The sequence below is a fragment of the Roseomonas sp. WA12 genome (assembly GCF_054165765.1).
In genome coordinates, this window is sequence record NZ_JBSTUI010000004.1 from 14805 (window position 1) to 28156 (window position 13352).

Genomic DNA, 13352 nt, shown 5'->3' on the forward strand with positions numbered 1-13352 from the left:
ATGGAGAAGTCCGCATGAACAAGGACGCATCGGACCTTCTCCAGGCGGGGAGGGTCAAGGATATTTGCATCGCCGTCTATGAGGCCCGTGCGTGGCGCCCTGGTGGGGTGGTCGCAGGGACCGACCTCTGGGACGCCATGATGAACGCGGCCGAGCCGGGCCGCCCCTACCCCTACTCGTTCCTCAACTCGACCACGGACGGCCTCGGCGGGATCTACCCCGGCCAGCTCGTCATGTGGGTCTCGGGGTCGGGCATGGGGAAGTCCACCCTGGTGCGCGAGGTCGCCTACGCAGACCTGGTGCAGGGCATCCCCGTGGCGGACCTCCGTCTCGAGGAGAACGTCGGGCAGACCGGCCTGGGCTACGTCGGGATCCACCTGTCGCGCCGGCTGATGCTGGGCGGGTTCGACAAGGGCGACCCCACGATCCGAGCGGCCTTCGATGAGACGGTCGGCTCGGGGCGCTTCTGGACCTACGACCACTTCGGCTCGATGGAGGACGGCGAGCTGCTGTCCAAGATGCGCTTCATGATCAAGGCGTGCGGGGCTCGCACGGTCGTGCTGGACCACATCTCCATCGTGGTCAGCGGCATGGACGCCGAGGGCGACGAGAGGCGGACGATTGATCGTCTGATGACCCTCCTGCGCAGCCTCGTCGAGGAGACGGGCGTCACCCTCCACGCCATCTGCCACCTGAAGCGGGTCGGCGGGGGCGGAAAGAGCCACGAGGAAGGAGGCCGGATCGCGCTGGCCGATCTCCGCGGGTCTCAGTCTATTGCACAGCTTTCCGACGTGGTTCTCGCCCTCGAGCGGGACCAACAGTCGGAGGACCCAGAGACCAAGGACAAGGCCGCGGTGCGGAGCCTCAAGTGCCGCAAAACCGGCGTCACGGGGATCCTCGGCTACGTCAGGTTCGACACAGAAACTGGCCGCATGGAGGAGACCTCCGCGCCGGAAAAGAAGGACAACAAAAATGGAGGAGACGACCTCCCATTCTGACGAGGCGCGCGTATGTCGGAAGTGCGACAAGGTCCTACCTCTAGCCGCCTTCGGACTGCGGAAGGGTCGGGGAGGCCGCACCCATATGTCGTGGGCCTGCAAGTCCTGCTGCACAGCCAGGTCGGAAGCCTGGAGGCGAGATAACATCGACAAAGCGCGTGGCCAAGCCCGCCTTCGGGCCACGAAGTGGTATCATCGCAATGTTCCGTCCGCGCTTCTCGCGGCGGCGAAGTACCGCGCAAAGAAGAAGGGGCTTCCTTTCGAGATCACGGCAGCAGACATCGTTATCCCGGAGACATGCCCAGCGTTGGGCTTCCCGATGGCTGCGGGCGGCGAGAAGTTCAACAGCCCGTCCGTCGACCGGATTGACCCCGCGCTGGGCTACGTCCCCGGCAATATTGTGGTGGTATCCTTCCTCGCGAACTCCATCAAGTTCACCGCCGATCCCGAGCAGATCATCAAGGTCGGAGAGTTCTACCGCGATCTCGTTCAACACCGATCCGCACACGAAAGAGAGACAGCATGAACCGCGCACCGCGGCCGACGGACCCGCGCGAGCGGTCTCGTGTGGCCTACTCCGTGTCCCGCCTCGCCGATCCACGCCACTCCTGGGCCATCCGCGCCGCGGCCTCGCTGCGCTACCGGGCCCGCCGCAAGGGCCTCCCGGCGACCATCGACGCGGCCTTCCTCGAGCGCAACCTCCCCGTGGTCTGCCCTGTGCTGGGGATCCCCCTGCAGATCCACGCGGGGGTCGGTCAGGGGTGCCGTCCCGACAGCCCGACGGTGGACCGCATCGACAACCGCCGGGGATACACCCCCGACAACGTGGTGGTCGTGAGCGCGCGGGCGAACTGCATCAAGGGGAACCGCACGCGCGAGGAGATCCTCGCCAGGGCGCGCACCGAGGCGCTGTTCCCGCAAGACGCAGACCTGGTGGCTCTGTTCTACGCGCGGCTTCTACACCGGTCTGCCGACCATATTTGAAGGACATCCCATGATCGACGCCCTTGCGGTGACGACGCTCGCGCTCGCGCTGCTCATCGAGGCCCTCAAGTTGGGGGTCTTCGCGTTCTTCGCCCTGCTCGTCGGGGCGGTGCTGGGGCGGCCGGGCTGATGGCGGACCCGGCCTACCACCGAGCCCGCCGCGCCCGCTTGCGCGTCCAATCCCCGCGTCTTCTGTGGGCATCTGAGGTGCTGCAAGCCTCCCGCGCGCGGGCTCGTCGGTTAGGCCTCGAGCATACGCTCGACCGGGATGCCATCCTCGCCCTTGCTCCCGAGGTCTGTCCGGTCCTCGGGGTCGCCCTCCGCTACGGGGACAGCACACGCGCCGACAAGAAGCACGCCGCTTCGCTCGACCGCCGAGACAACACCCGCGGCTACACGGCCGACAACGTCTCCGTGATCTCCGTTCGTGCCAACGAGATGAAGCGCGACACCTCCCTCGAGGAGATGCGCCGCCTCGTCCAATACATGGAGCAGGCGCATGGATGACATCCTCATCGCCGACGTCGAAACCGATAACCTTCTGAAGGAGATGACCAAGTTCTGGTGCGTCCAGCTCGGCAACGCGGACACCGACGAGGTTACGCTGTACGGCGACCTCCCGCATTGTGACCGCCCCCTCGCGGAAGGCATCGAACGCTTACGCCGCGCCAAGAAGACCGTATTCCATAACGGGTTCGGCTTCGACTTCTGGGCGGTAAACCACTTCTTCCCCGGCACCCTCCAATTCGACCAGGTGGTCGACACCCTCGTTCTGGCGCGGATGACGAACATCGCCGAGCGGAACCACTCCCTCGACATGTGGGGTCGGCGCCTCGGTGTCCTCAAAGGCTCCTTCAAGGGTCCCTATGATGTGTGGACCCAGGAGTTCGCCGACTACTCCCGGCAGGACGTCGTGGTCGGCCGCGCGCTCTACCACAAGGTGAAGCACGGCCTCGAGTGGGGCCGCATGACGGCGCCCGGCGAGGTCTACGCCTCGGAGGCCCGCAGCGCGTACTGCATCGCCCTACAGGAGCAGACCGGCGTGGCCTTCGACGTGAAGGCGGCCGAGCTGCTGCACGCGGAGTTCATGCAGGAGAAGGCCGACATCGAGGCCAAGCTCTTCGCGATGTTCCCCGCGTTCTCCCGCGAGGAAGTCTTCATCCCGAAGGTGAACAACAAGACCCGCGGCTATGTGAAGGGCGAGCCGTTCATCAAGAAGTGGGAGGACCCCTTCAACCCGCGCAGCCGGCAGATGATCGCCGAGGCTCTACAGCGGGACGGGTGGGTGCCCCAGAGCTTCACGAAGACCGGCCAGCCCGAGGTGAACGAGGAGACCATCCTCGGCGCCAACCACCCCGGCGCCCGACCCCTGGTCCGCTACCTGAAGCTCACCAAGGCCATCGGCGCGATCCTCGGGGAGAAGAAGGGCAAGGGCTACCTCCAGCTCGTCAAGCCCGACGGGCGGATCTACGGCCGGGTGAACACCCTCGGGTGCGTGACCTGGCGCATGTCGCACTCCAACCCCAACACCGCGAATATCGACAAGGACCCCCGGATCCGCGGGCTCTTCGTCGCTCGGGAGGGCATGGTCCTCGCGGGCTGCGACGGCGCGGAGATTCAGGCGCGCTGGCTGGCGCACTACCTCGCCCGGTATGACGACGGGCTCTACGCCAGGAAGCTCCTCGCGGGCGACAAGAAGCTCGGGACCGACGGCCACTCCCTCAACCGGGACAGCCTGAAGCCTTGGGGTCTGGCCGACCGCGACGGCGCGAAGACCGCCCTGTACGCGCGTATCTTCGGGTGCCGCGAGCCGCGCATGTTCGATACGATCAACGGCAACCGCCGTGACGCCGACCTCCAGGCCATCCCGGCCGAACTGGTCTTCGCCGAGCGGGACCAGTGGAAGCCGTTCATCGCGGAGGCCGTGCCGGCGATCCTGCCGATCCTTCGCCGCATGTACGGGGAGGGCAAGCGGAAGGTCGACCTCATCCGGCTCATCGGCGGGGGTGCCATCCGCAGCCTCGGCAAGTCGATGCCCGGCCTGGACGAGCTGCTGAAGGACGTGCAGGCGCAGGGGAAGGCCAAGGGGCACCTCCTGGGGTGCGACAAGGCGCCCATCCCCTGCAACGCCCTCCACAGCGCCCTGGTGAGCCTCCTGCAATACGGCGAGCAGCGCGCGATGAAGCTCGCCCAGGGGATCATCCAGTTTGAGATCGCCCCGGAGCGCGGCTGGCAGTACGGCACCGACTACGCCTTCGTGACCAATGTCCACGACGAGGTGCAGTCCGAGGTGCGCCCCGACCTCGCCCAGGAATACGGCGAGTTCTTCAACCGGGCCATTGCCCTGGCCGGCGTGCGTTTGGAGACCCGCTGCCCGTTGGCCGGCGAGTTCAAGATCGGTCGCAACTGGTACGAGACCCATTAGACGTCTCCACGTCTCTACAACCCCACATCTCATGGAGGGCCGCATGGCCGACAAGTTCAAGCTGGGCGACCGCGTGCGGCTGCTCGAGGTGTACAGCGGCGTGATCGCGGGTGCCCATGGCGTCGTCGTGCGGCTCGACGGCGACGCGCAGCCGGCGATCCAGTTCGACGGGGTCGGCTATGAGCTGCACCCCGGCGACGACATCACGGAACTGGCCGCGCCTCGGGTGGCCGTCGGCGACTGCGACCACCCGGCCCTCGCGTACCTCAAGAAGCGGATCGCGGAGATCCGCAACCGCGCCCCGCTCGGGGCCTACCAATGCGACCAGCTCGAGATCCTGCGCGACGTCCTCCGCGAGGGCTTCCGCATGCGAGACGAGCCGACGGTCGGCATCACCTTCAAGGAGATCGAGGCGTGATCCAGCGCATCCTCATGATGTTCTCCGCGCACCGCGTCGCCCTGGCGGTGATCGAGGAGCAGGACCGGCTGATCCGGCACTACCAGCGGGGCGACGTGACCCCCTGGATCCTCGCGCGGTCGGAGGAGCGCATCTCGGACCTTCTGGACGAGGTGAACGGCTGGTGAAGACCTTCGACATCGGCCTGATGCGGGTCGTCACCGTCACCCAGCACGCCGTCGTGAAGGTCCAGGCGAAGGACGCCGACGAGGCTGGCGATCTCGCCATGGAGTCCGACCCGGAGTGGAAGACCATCAAGGTCCACGGCGGGTCGGGCTACGAGATCGAGAACTGCGAGGAGGTACCGAGCGAATGATCCCGACCCCCGACGGCATCTACATCTCCTACCCCGAGGGCGACTACCGCCGTTCCGAGGGCCTACAGTGGGTCCGCAAGATGGAGCGGGCAGAGGACGGCTGGATACTCCACGGCGACGTGGGCCCCGCCGGCTTCTTGTCCAACCGGGCGATCCGGTACTGGCGGCAGGCGTGAAGCTCACCGCCCTCATCGACGGCGACATCATCGCCTACACCGCGGCGGCTCAGTGTGAAGCACCAGGTCTTGATTGGGGGACGGGCGAGGACAGCGAGCCCTCCTTCGAAGAGGACGACGTCCGCCGCTCCGTCTCCGAGCTGATCGACGCCTGGACCGACAAGCCGAGTTGCACCGACCGCGTGGTCTTCCTCACAGGCTCCCTGAACTTCAGGAAGCTGGTCGACCCCACATACAAGGCCAACCGCAAGGACGCCCGTCGGCCCCTGGCCCTCTCGTTCGCCCGCCGCGTGATGCTCGAGGAGCATGGCGCCAAGCTGGTCGACGGGCTCGAGGCGGACGACCTCCTGGGCCTCTCCCTCACCGGCTCCCGCCGCGACGACGGGGTCTGCGTGTCCCTCGACAAGGATCTCCGCACGATTGCCGGCCGTCACTTCAACCCGCGGAAGAGCGAGTTCGTGGAGGAGGTCACCGAGGACGAGGGGAACCACTTCTGGATGACCCAATGCCTCACCGGGGACGCCGTCGACGGGTTCGGCGGGTGCCCTGGGATTGGCCCTGCGAAGGCCGAGAAGGCCCTCCAAGGCGTGAAGGGCCTCCCTGCCCTGTGGGAGGCCGTGAAGTCCGTCTACGCGTCCCGCAAGCAGTCCCTCACCCTGGCCCTGACCACGGCCCGCCTCGCGCGGATCCTGCGGAAGGGCGACTACAACCCTCAGACCAAGGAGGTGTCCCTGTGGCATCCGAGCGCACCGACGTCTCTACGTCTCCCCGTCCCTTCGTAGAGGGCGACACCGTGCGAGCGATCCGCACGGACTTCCCGCTCAACTTCCCGGTCGGGACGATTGGGACGGTTCGTACCGTCCGCGGCTCGGGTTGCGGGGTGACGAAGCCCGGCGACGACGAGGAGTGGAACTTCTGGAACGGCGAGCTGGAGCTGGTCGAGCCGGCCCTCACGCTGCCTCCCGAGCCCCACAACCTGCCGATCACGCAGCACGACCCCATCTCCTCCCCGACCCACTACGCGCGTTGGGCCCTGCAGCCCATTGAGTTCATCCGCCGGAACAACCTGCCGTTCCTCGTCGGGAACGTGATCAAGTACGTCCTGCGGTATGACGCGAAGAACGGCGTGGAGGATCTGCGGAAGGCGAAGCAGTACCTCGAGTGGCTGATCGAGGACGTCGCCGCCAAGGAGGCCGCGAAGTGATGCACATCGACATCCGCCGAGGCCGTGGAGACTGCGACGACTGCGGTGGTTACGCCTGGGCGAACATGCGTGTTCTCGCAGAGGGTGGCCAAGTCGTTTTCTCTGGGGGCTGGAACGACCACCTCGGAGGCAACATGCCAGACCCCGAGCATGACCTCGGAGGCTTCCTGTCGAAGTTGCTGGCGGGCTTGGGCCTAGACGTCTCGGTCACAGAGGAGGTCGAAGAGTGAAGATCCGCATCGGACCCTTCGACTACGCCGTGTCCCCCGCCGACGTCGTGGCAGCGCGCGAGAACGATTACGACGGCCAGATCCACCGGGGACGCCTGACCATCGTGGTCGACCCCACGATTGCCCCACAGCGGCAGGCGGAAGTCCTGCTGCATGAGGTGCTGCATGGCGTGTGGTTCTCCCAGGGGATCCCCGGCTCGGACGAGGAAGAGGAGCGGGCGGTCAACGGGCTCGGCCTGGGCCTCCTGCAGGTACTGCGGGACAACCCGGCCCTCCTGGGCGCCCTCCAGGCCGGTCTGGCTGGGGCGTCGATCTTCGCGCCGCCCACGCCGCTGCGTACCTCGCAGCCGAAGCCGCCAGCCCCGCCGCGCGGTCGAGACACGCCGGCAGGGTCGCCAACTGGACGGCGACCGACCGTCCACTAGCCTTTTTCTCTACTGGGAGGGGTTCTGCGGCGAAGTCTGAACGGGGCGGTAGGCGCTCCGCGAGCTGGTAGAGGTGCGTCCAGCGGAGGAACCTCCCGAGACCCCTCGCCAGCCGCCGCTGGAAGGCCAGGAAGCCCGCCGCCTTGAGCCGACGTAGGCAGGTGCCCACCAACCCCTGGGCCACCCTGGCGGCCTTGGCGAGGGCCCTGTAGCCGGGGTCGGTGCGGCCCGTCTGGGCGTTGTGGAAGTCGAGTGCCAGGGCGGCATAGACCCGTGCGTCGGCCGCCGTCAGGGCGAGCCTGCGGGTGCCTGGGCGCTTGGCACAGTGGATTGCGCGGTAGGCGACCTCCTGGGAGAGGGCGACCCGCTTCTCGAGCGATAAGCCTTTCATCGTGTCCTCTGAGGGGACCCGACGGCGTTCACGGAGACCTGACCACAGGACGCACGAGACCTGGCGCAAGAGGGCTTGCGTTTCGAAGTCACCAGGGCCAATCTGGGGGTCGGCAGTATCCACCCAGTATCAGCGTTTGCGATCAGGCCCTTCCGGTTCCCGCCGGGAGGGTCGTTTCGTTTAGGGGTTAGCCGTAGGCACGGACTCCTTCGCCAAGTTCCCAAGATGATCCACTAAGAGGCTATCCCGCAAGGGATGGCCTCTTTTTATGACCTTCAGCGCCTCCGCTTCCGGCGCCGGGCCGGGGAGAGATCCTCGAGGTCAACCGCGGCGACATCGACCCCCGCGTCCCTGATGGCCTCCATGACGATCTGCTTCATGGTCTTCCCGCGGCCCTTGGCGAAGGCCTCGAGCGCCTCCACAGTGCCGACCCGCAGCCGCATGTTGAAGCCGATCATGGCCTCGGCGTCGGGGGCGGGGAGGGTGGCCGGCGGGGCCTCGGGCATAGCCGCGCGGGCCGCTGCCAGGGCCTCCACGGCGTTCGGCCGGCGGGTCGACTTCATCGGGGTCTTGCTCATGGGATCCACTTCAGCTCGCGCAGCTCGTCGATCAGCAGGCGGACCTCGCGGCGGGCCTCGCCGCTGGCCGGGAGGACGCCCGTGTGGCTCATCCTGGCGTAGTCCGCCCGGTGGCCCCAGCGGGTCTTCAGGACGGGGTGATCGGCCGCGATCTCCGAGGCGGCGAAGCGCGACACGGCGGTCTCTCGGACCCCGTTGAGGAGGACCGCAGAGGGGATGTCCCGGCGGATGTTCTTCGCCAGGGCCTGGACGGCCTTCGCGGTCGCGCGGGCCTCGTAGAGATCCGGCTCGCTGTCCCGACAGGGGATCAGCACGGCGTCGGCCGAGACGATGGCCACGGAGCTGGCCTGATTGGCGAAGCCTGGGGTGTCGACGAGGACCAGGGGGTGTTGGTCGTATAGGTGGGGCAGCAGCTCGGCCAGGGCGCCCTCCTGGGGCTCTGCGAGGCACTCGATGGGAGACCCCTCGTACAGCTCGGAGACCCACCTCGAGAGCGCCCTGGTGGGGTCCGCGTCGACGACCACGAAGGGCTTCCCCTCGGCGGCCAAGGCGGCGGCCAAACAGCGCGCCACGGTGGTCTTCCCCGCGCCTCCCTTGGACCCGGCGATGGTCAGGATCACGTCTATACGTCTCCTCGGATTGACGCGGGGACGTTGCCACGGGTCATAAAAAGAGGCCATCCCCGAAGGGACAGCCTCATGGTAAACAGATCGGTATGGACATCACGCCGACCCCGACGACCAGCAAGAGGAAGAAGGTCTTCTGGTTCCTCGTCATCTGCCTTGCCGGCTGGGCGCTCGGGCAGTTGGCCTCGGGGTTCGCGGCGCGGGTGATGGTGCCTTAGGGCGTCAGGTACAGCTCGGCCTCGGCGCAGCGACGGCGCAACAGGCCCGCCATCTCCCGACCCCCGGCCTTGCACCACATCAGGAACGCCCTGGCGGCGCCCAGGCGGTCACCCGCGATGTGGAGCTTGGCGGCGGTCGAAGTCTTCACGCCGATCCCGCAGTTGTACGCGAGGTCGAGGAAGGCGGCGAGTTGGTTGTCGGTCGCCTTGCCGAGGGCCCTCTGGAGGGTCGGGAGGTCTCGGTTCAGGCGCTTGGCCAGGAGGGCCTGGGCCTGCGGCTCGGTCACGACGTCACCCTCGCGGACGGGACGACCGTCGATCTCCGTGGTGCCATAGCCCACGGTCCAGACCCGCCCGTCGGCGTCCCAGTAGGCACGCGAGCGGAAGCCCTCATAGCGCGCCGCGAGGACCGCCGCGATGTCAGCGGGGCCCGGCATCAGCGACCGACCGCGACCCGCACGGCCGAGAAGAGGTTCTTGACGCGGGCCACGACGTCATCGTCGGACTTCGTCGGGGTGATCGCCACGATGGCCAGGGCGGCCTGGATCACCAGGTCCGCCGCCACGAAGTAAGGCGCCGCCTCCGGGGAGGACAGCAGGGCGAAGAGGGAGAGCATCAGTTAGGTATCCCAGGGATGAACTTCATGAGGACAGACCCGACCGCGCCGGCCGCCATGCCCGCCCCGATGAGCCACGCCTTGGCGCCCTCGAGTGTGCGTAGTCGGCCTTCGTGGTCGAGGAGCTGAGAGAGGATCTGGTCGACCTTCGTCTCGATGCGGACGAGCCGCTCGACGGCGTCGGTCACGATCACACCACGATGGCCGGGCTGACGATCTGCGCCTGCGCCGCAAGGAACGCCCGGAGGACGGTATGTTCGGCGGGAGGGACGTCGCGCGCCCAAGCCGCGAATCGGAGGTGTCGCGACACGCCCGCGTAAGAGGCGTTTTCCGGGAGCGATCCCAAGGCGAGATTGGCGCTGCGGACGTTTCTCGCGCTCGTGTACCCCTCCGCACGCACTTCGCCGGTCGTGAGGTCGTGAACGGTCATACCCGAGCCCTCCACAAACCGGATCAGCCGGAGACGCCAGCCCTGCACGTTCGGCGAGATGACCACGCTCGGACGGCTGGTGCCGCCGAACCCGGCATAGCCCGCGAGTAGTCCAGCAGGGTCGGCCTGCGCCCCGGTGCCCGTCTGCGGGCGCAGGGTCAAACTATCGCCCGACGCTCCCGACCCGGGGTAGTTGCTGACGAGCGCGATCTGACCGCCCGCCCCCGACCCGACGGGGCTTTCCGCCTTGCAGATGAGAGCGACCGTGTAGGTGGCGCGTGCGCCAAAGCCGAGGGTCAGGTAGTTCGTACCGCCCGTCAACACGACGCCGTTCGCCTCGAAGGTCGGCGTACCAACCTGCGCCAAAGGGGCCATCGGGTTGGCGAGGTTGCGCCGCGCGATCTCGAGGCTGCCCGCCAGTTCGTGATAAGCGATGAGGCCGACGCTGAGTTCGCCAGGAAGGCGGATGCCGGTCGCCACGGCGGGATTTACGACGCCCGGACTACGCAGGCTGGGGATGAGAGACACGGGTGGTTCCTTGGTTACGCCGCCCAGGCGACATAGGCAGCGACCGCTTCGGCGAGCTGCTCACGCGCCGGGCTGATCGGGTGGGTGAAGTCGGCGATGGGGCCGGTCGAGACCCCCGTCGCCGGGTTCGTCACAGGGGCGTCCAAAGCCCAACCTGCGTCTGGGGTCTGGTGCGCCCAGGCCGAGATGACAGAGACCAGCGGGTCGTTGATGCTGCGGACGGCCTCAATGAGGGCGCGCAGACCTGGGGCCTTGCGGTTCGTCCATCGAGCATCGCCGGCAGAGCAGGACGCCTGACCCGAGGCGAACAGGCCGATCCGCATAGTAGGCGAGACGCGGCGTGCCTGCGCGAGGACAATCCGAACGGCGTCGCCCACGGTGGGGCCGACCACATCATCCGCCTGTTCAATCGCGTCGTTCTCCAGAAGTCCTACGAGGAGGATGTCGGGAATGGCAAAGCCGAAGCGGGTCAGGTAGAAGGAGAGATCAAAGACGTAGCCGTTGCGAATGACGTCCGCTGTGTCGCCGCCAGTGGCGACCCGCAGGAAGGGGTTGTAGGCAAGCTGCGCCGACTTCGCCAAGGCGAGGTACGTCGCCTCCTGTCCAACCGGGAGAGGCTGCGCCTCGCCGTCGAGGATCGAGTAGACCAGATCCGCGTAGGCTCGACCCTCGCGAGATTCGCCGAGTTCGCCCGTCGTTCCCGTGCTGGTCGTCGTGGCCGAGGAGCGTACCGTCCCCACAAAGCTGGGCGAGATGCCAAGCCCGTTCAGGCGCGTCTTCATGAGCGTCAGGAGCCCGCGGTTTGCGATGCTGTCCCCAATGGTCAGAACGCGCGGGGTCTGCCCTGCAGGGGTTGCGACACGAACATTCAGGGGGACGGCGATCCGGTCGTTGCTGGAGACATCGGCGCGGGTGATCGTCAGGGCGCCCGACCCACCACAACGGGCGGGGTCAATCTCGATGCACTCCCGCCCGCCGACGCCGTAGCCTCCCGACGAGAAGGTGACGCGCGCGAAGTCATCGTCGGCGCGGTTGGCGAAAAGCATCCGCGGAAAGAGCGGCAGGCGGGCGCCCGGAAGGAGGTGGAGGTGACCCCCGTAGACGGGCGAGAGGTCTCCCGGTTGTCTCGAACCGGGAGTAGCCGAGCCTGTCCCGAGCGAGGGAAAGCCAAGAACCTGTAGAACGCCATTGGTCGGGTCGATTCCGATGGCCGTAGAGTAAAGCTCGCCGGCCAACTCGAGGACCGCGCCTGGAACGTCGCTATATCCAAGCTCCACGCCGTTCTTGAAGCCGACACGCCGTCCACTGGTTAGCAGCCCGGCGTCGAACTCCGCGTACACGGAGGGGTCGCTGTTCGCGTAGATGCGGCCCTTCTCCCCCACCAGGTGCAGAGACATTCCGGCCACGTCGAGGCGAAGGCCACCGTCTCGGATGCCGCCGATCACAGCGTCGATCCCAGACCCCGCCAGCTTCCCGATAAACTCGAGGACAAGATCGTCTAGGGCCGGCGCCATCTTCGCGGGGACAGCGGCGACGATCTGCTCGGCAGACGCGACGCGGGACTCAAAACTCGTCGCGCTGGCCGCCGCCGAGATCAGAGGCGCAGCGGCTGCGTTGACTTGTCCCAACGCGATTACGGCGGCGTCCGCGCTCGCTACGGTGGCTACCTTGGCCTGCTCGACGCTCTGTCGGTCTTGCGCAACCGATGTCGCGCTGGCTGCGACCTCGGCCGCGTCGAAGTTGGCCTTCTCGATGATCGCCTCGAGTTCTAGACCCTCGGACGGCGTGGGACCAATCTCGCGGTAGAACGAGGTGTTAGTCGAAAGCGGCATAGCGTCAGGCTCCGGGGTATGCCGCCTGGACGGACATGGGCCCGCCACTGAACTCGTCGGCGTTGGCCTGCTCCTGTACGGAGCCCAGGAGGGAGGTGAAGCGGGCCTCCCACTCGACGCGCTTGTCGTGTTCGAAGTGGTCGCCCGCGTAGGAGAGTGCGCCGTAGACCAATAGGTCGGGGGCGGCTTGGGTCAGCTCGTTCGCGTCGGCCTCGCCGGTCAACGCGGAGAACTCCCCGTAGTAGAGGATCTCGACGCGGCTCCCCTGAGGGACCGGCGGGTGGAAGTAGAGGACGTTCCCGAAGCGCGCGTAGGCGGGCGGGGCGTAGGCGCGGCGACGGAGCCCGCGGTAGGACGTGTGGTCGAGCGCAACGTCGTCCTGCATCACCTCGATCATCTGGAGGAAGTCGGCGGGGAGGTTGACGGACTCTACGGACTGCGTGGTCGCGTCGGTGAACTGGACGCGCTCCATGAGAGGGGCGCGGAGGTCGCGCTGGATGCGGATCACCGCGAGGGACAGGAAGCGGTCCTCGTCGTCGGGCGTGCAGTCGTCGCGGTTGAGCAGCGCACGGACCATCGCCCGGACTTCGGCGAGCGTCATCAGACCCTCCCGTTCGTGGCTAGGAAGGCCGTCAGGTTCTCGGCGCGTAGCCGGGCGACAATCGCGGAGGCCTCCTCGCGCCAGATGTCGAAGCCTTGGGCGGCCCACGCGTCGACGAGGGCCTCGGGGATGCTCGCGACGCGCATGGCGTCGGGTAGGCGGAAGTGGTGGTTGGAGAAAACCTGTCGGTCGTCAGCCAGGTCCGCGAGGAACTGGTCGGAGATCTCCTGGGTCCGATGCACGGCGATACCGCGGGCATGCGTGACGAGATCCGCCTCGGACTCGAGGAAGAGGGGCATGAAGTCTCTCTGGAGGAG

The 13352-nt window shown here is 67.3% G+C and carries 23 protein-coding genes; 14 read left to right on the forward strand and 9 right to left on the reverse strand.

The window, feature by feature from the left end; genetic code table 11:
* Positions 1–14 precede the first annotated feature (14 nt).
* The 13 genes from ACVBD7_RS26950 (at position 15) to ACVBD7_RS27010 (ending at position 7215) form a co-directional block, all read left to right on the forward strand.
* The gene (locus tag ACVBD7_RS26950; RefSeq protein ID WP_458098584.1) at positions 15–998 is read left to right on the forward strand and encodes a DnaB-like helicase C-terminal domain-containing protein; all 984 of its coding nucleotides are present in this window, start codon (positions 15–17) and stop codon (positions 996–998) included.
* 85 nt (positions 999–1083) lie between these two features.
* A complete protein-coding gene (locus ACVBD7_RS26955; protein WP_458098585.1) occupies positions 1084–1524 on the forward strand; it encodes a hypothetical protein in 441 nt (146 codons plus the stop codon).
* Positions 1521–1982, forward strand: a complete 462-nt coding sequence (locus ACVBD7_RS26960; protein WP_458098586.1) for a hypothetical protein — start codon at positions 1521–1523, stop codon at positions 1980–1982. Before ACVBD7_RS26955 ends, ACVBD7_RS26960 begins: the two co-directional genes overlap by 4 nt.
* Before the next feature lie 207 nt (positions 1983–2189).
* The gene (locus ACVBD7_RS26965; RefSeq protein WP_458098587.1) at positions 2190–2489 is read left to right on the forward strand and encodes a hypothetical protein; all 300 of its coding nucleotides are present in this window, start codon (positions 2190–2192) and stop codon (positions 2487–2489) included.
* Positions 2482–4407: a DNA polymerase gene (locus ACVBD7_RS26970; RefSeq protein ID WP_458098588.1), complete on the forward strand. Its 1926-nt coding sequence runs from the start codon at positions 2482–2484 to the stop codon at positions 4405–4407. Before ACVBD7_RS26965 ends, ACVBD7_RS26970 begins: the two co-directional genes overlap by 8 nt.
* A 43-nt stretch (positions 4408–4450) precedes the next feature.
* Positions 4451–4825, forward strand: coding sequence for a hypothetical protein (locus tag ACVBD7_RS26975; protein WP_458098589.1), 375 nt, complete (start codon positions 4451–4453; stop codon positions 4823–4825).
* The gene (locus ACVBD7_RS26980; RefSeq protein WP_458098590.1) at positions 4822–4992 is read left to right on the forward strand and encodes a hypothetical protein; all 171 of its coding nucleotides are present in this window, start codon (positions 4822–4824) and stop codon (positions 4990–4992) included. The genes ACVBD7_RS26975 and ACVBD7_RS26980 overlap by 4 nt, the downstream gene beginning before the upstream one ends.
* Complete coding sequence (locus tag ACVBD7_RS26985; protein ID WP_458098591.1) at positions 4989–5180, forward strand: hypothetical protein; 192 nt, start codon at positions 4989–4991, stop codon at positions 5178–5180. Before ACVBD7_RS26980 ends, ACVBD7_RS26985 begins: the two co-directional genes overlap by 4 nt.
* Positions 5177–5356, forward strand: a complete 180-nt coding sequence (locus ACVBD7_RS26990; RefSeq protein ID WP_458098592.1) for a hypothetical protein — start codon at positions 5177–5179, stop codon at positions 5354–5356. The genes ACVBD7_RS26985 and ACVBD7_RS26990 overlap by 4 nt, the downstream gene beginning before the upstream one ends.
* Positions 5353–6138, forward strand: coding sequence for a hypothetical protein (locus tag ACVBD7_RS26995; RefSeq protein ID WP_458098593.1), 786 nt, complete (start codon positions 5353–5355; stop codon positions 6136–6138). Before ACVBD7_RS26990 ends, ACVBD7_RS26995 begins: the two co-directional genes overlap by 4 nt.
* Positions 6090–6560, forward strand: a complete 471-nt coding sequence (locus ACVBD7_RS27000; protein WP_458098594.1) for a DUF3310 domain-containing protein — start codon at positions 6090–6092, stop codon at positions 6558–6560. Before ACVBD7_RS26995 ends, ACVBD7_RS27000 begins: the two co-directional genes overlap by 49 nt.
* Positions 6560–6790 carry a hypothetical protein gene (locus ACVBD7_RS27005; RefSeq protein ID WP_458098595.1) on the forward strand — a complete coding sequence of 77 codons (231 nt, stop codon included), beginning with the start codon at positions 6560–6562 and terminating at the stop codon, positions 6788–6790. Before ACVBD7_RS27000 ends, ACVBD7_RS27005 begins: the two co-directional genes overlap by 1 nt.
* Positions 6787–7215 carry a hypothetical protein gene (locus ACVBD7_RS27010; protein WP_458098596.1) on the forward strand — a complete coding sequence of 143 codons (429 nt, stop codon included), beginning with the start codon at positions 6787–6789 and terminating at the stop codon, positions 7213–7215. The genes ACVBD7_RS27005 and ACVBD7_RS27010 overlap by 4 nt, the downstream gene beginning before the upstream one ends.
* Before the next feature lie 666 nt (positions 7216–7881).
* On the opposite strand, the gene ACVBD7_RS27015 is transcribed toward ACVBD7_RS27010, so the two are convergent.
* Together ACVBD7_RS27015 and ACVBD7_RS27020 are read right to left on the reverse strand one after the other, a co-directional pair.
* The gene (locus ACVBD7_RS27015; protein ID WP_458098597.1) at positions 7882–8184 is read right to left on the reverse strand and encodes a hypothetical protein; all 303 of its coding nucleotides are present in this window, start codon (positions 8182–8184) and stop codon (positions 7882–7884) included.
* Positions 8181–8804: an AAA family ATPase gene (locus tag ACVBD7_RS27020; protein ID WP_458098598.1), complete on the reverse strand. Its 624-nt coding sequence runs from the start codon at positions 8802–8804 to the stop codon at positions 8181–8183. Before ACVBD7_RS27020 ends, ACVBD7_RS27015 begins: the two co-directional genes overlap by 4 nt.
* Before the next feature lie 95 nt (positions 8805–8899).
* Between ACVBD7_RS27020 and ACVBD7_RS27025 the strand changes: the two genes are divergently transcribed.
* On the forward strand, positions 8900–9028 hold the full coding sequence (locus ACVBD7_RS27025) for a hypothetical protein (protein ID WP_458098599.1): 129 nt from the start codon (positions 8900–8902) through the stop codon (positions 9026–9028).
* On the opposite strand, the gene ACVBD7_RS27030 is transcribed toward ACVBD7_RS27025, so the two are convergent.
* The 7 genes from ACVBD7_RS27030 to ACVBD7_RS27060 are packed head-to-tail and all read right to left on the reverse strand — an operon-like array spanning position 9025 to position 13334.
* Positions 9025–9465 (reverse strand): lysozyme, encoded by a 441-nt coding sequence (locus ACVBD7_RS27030; RefSeq protein WP_458098600.1) that lies wholly within the window; start codon positions 9463–9465, stop codon positions 9025–9027. The genes ACVBD7_RS27025 and ACVBD7_RS27030 overlap by 4 nt on opposite strands.
* Positions 9465–9644 (reverse strand): hypothetical protein, encoded by a 180-nt coding sequence (locus tag ACVBD7_RS27035; RefSeq protein WP_458098601.1) that lies wholly within the window; start codon positions 9642–9644, stop codon positions 9465–9467. Before ACVBD7_RS27035 ends, ACVBD7_RS27030 begins: the two co-directional genes overlap by 1 nt.
* Positions 9644–9832, reverse strand: a complete 189-nt coding sequence (locus tag ACVBD7_RS27040) for a hypothetical protein (RefSeq protein ID WP_458098602.1) — start codon at positions 9830–9832, stop codon at positions 9644–9646. Before ACVBD7_RS27040 ends, ACVBD7_RS27035 begins: the two co-directional genes overlap by 1 nt.
* Positions 9833–9834: 2 nt before the next feature.
* The gene (locus tag ACVBD7_RS27045; protein WP_458098603.1) at positions 9835–10602 is read right to left on the reverse strand and encodes a hypothetical protein; all 768 of its coding nucleotides are present in this window, start codon (positions 10600–10602) and stop codon (positions 9835–9837) included.
* 14 nt (positions 10603–10616) lie between these two features.
* Positions 10617–12434 carry a hypothetical protein gene (locus ACVBD7_RS27050; protein WP_458098604.1) on the reverse strand — a complete coding sequence of 606 codons (1818 nt, stop codon included), beginning with the start codon at positions 12432–12434 and terminating at the stop codon, positions 10617–10619.
* 4 nt (positions 12435–12438) lie between these two features.
* On the reverse strand, positions 12439–13035 hold the full coding sequence (locus tag ACVBD7_RS27055) for a phage adaptor protein (RefSeq protein WP_458098605.1): 597 nt from the start codon (positions 13033–13035) through the stop codon (positions 12439–12441).
* Positions 13035–13334 carry a hypothetical protein gene (locus tag ACVBD7_RS27060; RefSeq protein WP_458098606.1) on the reverse strand — a complete coding sequence of 100 codons (300 nt, stop codon included), beginning with the start codon at positions 13332–13334 and terminating at the stop codon, positions 13035–13037. The genes ACVBD7_RS27055 and ACVBD7_RS27060 overlap by 1 nt, the downstream gene beginning before the upstream one ends.
* Positions 13335–13352 lie beyond the last annotated feature (18 nt).

Coding starts and splice junctions, on each gene's coding strand:
- ACVBD7_RS26950 (WP_458098584.1), top strand. CDS start 15: ATGAACAAGGACGCATCGGACCTTCTCCAGGCGGGGAGGGTCAAGGAT.
- ACVBD7_RS26955 (WP_458098585.1), top strand. CDS start 1,084: ATGTCGTGGGCCTGCAAGTCCTGCTGCACAGCCAGGTCGGAAGCCTGG.
- ACVBD7_RS26960 (WP_458098586.1), top strand. CDS start 1,521: ATGAACCGCGCACCGCGGCCGACGGACCCGCGCGAGCGGTCTCGTGTG.
- ACVBD7_RS26970 (WP_458098588.1), top strand. CDS start 2,482: ATGGATGACATCCTCATCGCCGACGTCGAAACCGATAACCTTCTGAAG.
- ACVBD7_RS26975 (WP_458098589.1), top strand. CDS start 4,451: ATGGCCGACAAGTTCAAGCTGGGCGACCGCGTGCGGCTGCTCGAGGTG.
- ACVBD7_RS26990 (WP_458098592.1), top strand. CDS start 5,177: ATGATCCCGACCCCCGACGGCATCTACATCTCCTACCCCGAGGGCGAC.
- ACVBD7_RS27005 (WP_458098595.1), top strand. CDS start 6,560: ATGCACATCGACATCCGCCGAGGCCGTGGAGACTGCGACGACTGCGGT.
- ACVBD7_RS27015 (WP_458098597.1), bottom strand. CDS start 8,184: ATGAGCAAGACCCCGATGAAGTCGACCCGCCGGCCGAACGCCGTGGAG.
- ACVBD7_RS27025 (WP_458098599.1), top strand. CDS start 8,900: ATGGACATCACGCCGACCCCGACGACCAGCAAGAGGAAGAAGGTCTTC.
- ACVBD7_RS27030 (WP_458098600.1), bottom strand. CDS start 9,465: ATGCCGGGCCCCGCTGACATCGCGGCGGTCCTCGCGGCGCGCTATGAG.
- ACVBD7_RS27035 (WP_458098601.1), bottom strand. CDS start 9,644: ATGCTCTCCCTCTTCGCCCTGCTGTCCTCCCCGGAGGCGGCGCCTTAC.
- ACVBD7_RS27050 (WP_458098604.1), bottom strand. CDS start 12,434: ATGCCGCTTTCGACTAACACCTCGTTCTACCGCGAGATTGGTCCCACG.
- ACVBD7_RS27055 (WP_458098605.1), bottom strand. CDS start 13,035: ATGACGCTCGCCGAAGTCCGGGCGATGGTCCGTGCGCTGCTCAACCGC.
- ACVBD7_RS27060 (WP_458098606.1), bottom strand. CDS start 13,334: ATGCCCCTCTTCCTCGAGTCCGAGGCGGATCTCGTCACGCATGCCCGC.